At 68.1% G+C, this 2,863-nt stretch carries 3 protein-coding genes and 2 pseudogenes; 3 read left to right on the forward strand and 2 right to left on the reverse strand.

What is annotated here, in order from left to right:
• Positions 1–502, reverse strand: a pseudogene (locus tag ACWNCF_RS05535) (aminotransferase class I/II-fold pyridoxal phosphate-dependent enzyme); the annotation flags it as partial.
• Between the two features lie 132 nt (positions 503–634).
• Between ACWNCF_RS05535 and ACWNCF_RS05540 the strand changes: the two are divergent.
• Positions 635–790: pseudogene (locus ACWNCF_RS05540) on the forward strand (DUF1275 domain-containing protein); the annotation flags it as partial.
• A 6-nt stretch (positions 791–796) separates the two neighbouring features.
• Complete coding sequence (locus ACWNCF_RS05545) at positions 797–1,375, forward strand: DUF5110 domain-containing protein (RefSeq protein WP_449406326.1); 579 nt, start codon at positions 797–799, stop codon at positions 1,373–1,375.
• 6 nt (positions 1,376–1,381) lie between these two features.
• On the opposite strand, the gene ACWNCF_RS05550 is transcribed toward ACWNCF_RS05545, so the two are convergent.
• Positions 1,382–2,137 (reverse strand): YoaK family protein, encoded by a 756-nt coding sequence (locus tag ACWNCF_RS05550; RefSeq protein ID WP_449406324.1) that lies wholly within the window; start codon positions 2,135–2,137, stop codon positions 1,382–1,384.
• Positions 2,138–2,292: 155 nt separating this feature from the next.
• Here ACWNCF_RS05550 and ACWNCF_RS05555 point away from each other — a divergent pair, with 155 nt between their 5' ends.
• On the forward strand, positions 2,293–2,829 hold the full coding sequence (locus ACWNCF_RS05555; RefSeq protein WP_449406325.1) for an aminotransferase class I/II-fold pyridoxal phosphate-dependent enzyme: 537 nt from the start codon (positions 2,293–2,295) through the stop codon (positions 2,827–2,829).
• The last annotated feature ends 34 nt before the right edge of the window (positions 2,830–2,863 follow it).

Below are 2,863 nucleotides of genomic sequence, written 5' to 3' on the forward strand. Positions count from 1 at the left end.
CACCACAGCACAGGTACAGTAGTGGTACGTGCACGCCGCCACGTCGTCCGGCACGCTGGAGTAATCGCAGGCGAAGTTGCGGGCCGGCGACGAACAGGGCTTGGCGCCCGCCAAGAGGCCGCGCCTTCTGTGGAGAACGGATCGGCTGACGACGAGGGCGCCCGGCTTCGACGCATCGATGCGACGCGGAACAGCGCCTCGCGCGAACTGTTCACGGGCAGCACGCATCGTGGCCGGATCCAGCGGCGGGATCGCATAGCGGCGCTCCAGCCAGCCGGCGATCGCGGCGCGCAACGCGGCTCGCCGCCGTGCGTGGTCGGATACGTGGCCAGGCCGGCCATCGCGTGCGTCAGCGCTTTCTGGATGAAGGCGGGCGTCGGGTGCTTGGGTTCGCCGATCCCCAGGCTGATGGGTTCATAGTCGGGTTTGGCGTGACGCCGGCGAACAACTGGCGCAGCTTTTCGAACGGATAAGGGTGCAAGCGGTCGAGATGTGGATTCACGGCGATGTGTTTTCTTGGCGATATGCGGCGTGAGAAGGACAATTATAGCCAGATCCGGTGCCACGGCGACCTTTCCGGGCGCCCCGGGTCGGCGTAGTATTGACGACAGGAATCCTTACCGGCCCACCGATCATGCAGCGCTCCGTCGACTACGTCCGTACCCTGACCGCCCAGGCGCGCAGCGCGCGCGCCAACCGCCACCTCGGCTTCGCGCTGGCCGGCGTGGCCGGGGCCATGAATGCCGGCGGCTTCCTGGCCGTGCACCAGTACACGTCGCACAACGACGGCACGACGATGCGCGCCCTCGCCTTCGACTTCCGCGACGATGTCCAGGCGCTCCACATCCCGGACGAGTACATGTTCGGCAAGGCCCTGCTCGTGGCGCCCGTCGTGCAGGCGAAAGCGCAGGCGCGCGAGGTCTACCTGCCCGGCAAGGATGCGTGGTTCGACTTCTGGACCGGGGCGCGCCTCGACGCGGGTCAGACGGTGACGGCGAAGGCCGACATCGCGACGATCCCGGTCTACGTCCGTGCCGGCAGCATCCTGCCGCTGGGTCCCGTGAAACAGTTCGCGGACGAGAAGTCGGACGCGCCGATCGACCTCGTCGTCTATCCGGGCAAGGACGGCGCCTACGCGCTGTACGACGACGGCGGCGACGGCTACGCGTACCAGAAAGGCGCGCATGCGCTGGTGCGGATGACGTGGCACGACGGCGCCAGGCGCCTCGACATCGCGCCGCGCGAAGGCCGCTACGACGGCATGCCGGCACGCCAGGCGTTCGCCGTGCGCTGCGGCGCCCAGGCCGGCGACGTCCAGACGATCGTCTACGACGGCAAGGCCGCCGCCGTCACGCTGCCGCACTGCGGCGGCTGAACGGGCTCAAGACCTGCGCGTGCGTGCGCGCAGGTCGTCCAGCGCCGGCACGATGGCGAGGCTGCACAGCAGCAGCGCCAGCGGCACCGTCGCCGCATAGCCGAGCACCTTGAACCCGAGCGCGCCGGCCACGCCGCCGCCGAAGAAGCTGCCCAGCAGGCCGCACAGCACCGCGAGGCGCGCGCGGTTGGACGCCACGCGCGGACGCGCCGTCTCGTCGGCATTCCAGTACAACATCTTGCCCAGTTCGATGCCGATGTCGGTGACGATGCCCGTCATGTGCGTCGTTCGGATCTCCGCGTGCGACAGCTTCGTCACCAGGGCGTTCTGCAGGCCCATCGTATAGCACAGCAGCATCACGGTGGCCGGCACGAACAGGCCGCGGACGCTGGACAGGCGCGCGCCCAGCACGCCGAACGCCAGCAGCAGCATGGCTTCGAACATCAGCGGCAGCGCGTATTCGCTGGCCAGGCTGCGGCGCCGTCCGTAGTTGACGAGCAGCGCCGTGCTGGCCGCGCCCAGCAGGAACGAGAGGATGGCGCCGAGTGCGTCCAGCATGAGATCGCCGGCGCCCAGCGCGAGATTGTCGGCGGCCGAGGACACGATGCCCGTCATGTGCGACGTGTACTGGTGCACGGCCAGGAAGCCGCCGGCATTCATGGCCCCGGCCACGCCGGCCAGCGCGAAGCCGAGGTGGCGGTTGGCGCGCGCGCTGCGCGCCTGGGCGGTCAGGGTACGGACGTAGTCGACGGAGCGCTGCATGATCGGTGGGCCGGTAAGGATTCCTGTCGTCAATACTACGCCGACCCGGGGCGCCCGGAAAGGTCGCCGTGGCACCGGATCTGGCTATAATTGTCCTTCTCACACCGCATATCGGCCAAGAAAACACATCGCCGTGAATCCGCATCTTCGACCGCTTGCACCCTTATCCGTTCGAAAAGCTGCGCCAGTTGTTCGCCGGCGTCACGCCGAATCCCGACTATAAACCCATCAGCCTGGGGATCGGCGAACCCAAGCACCCGACGCCCGCCTTCATCCAGAAAGCGCTGACGCACGCGATGGCCGGCCTGGCCACGTATCCGACCACGCACGGCGGCGAGCCGCTGCGCGCCGCGATCGCCGGCTGGCTGGAGCGCCGCTATGCGATCCCGCCGCTGGATCCGGCCACGATGGCGCCGCCCGTGAACGGTTCGCGCGAGGCGCTGTTCGCGATCGCGCACTGCGTGGTCGATGCGTCGAGCCCGGGCGCCCTCGTCGTCAGCCCGAATCCGTTCTACCAGATCTACGAAGGCGCGGCCTACCTGGCGGGCGCCGAGCCGTGTTCGGCGAATGCCCAGCCGGCCCGCAACTTCGCCTGCGATTACTCCAGCGTGCCGGACGACGTGTGGCGGCGCGTGCAGCTCGCTGTACCTGTGCTCCAGGTGCTGGATCATCCAACTAACTCCTCCGTTTGAACCTTAGCAATACGTAACTGAACCAGGTAAATAA

It is taken from the genome of Massilia phosphatilytica (assembly GCF_977014125.1).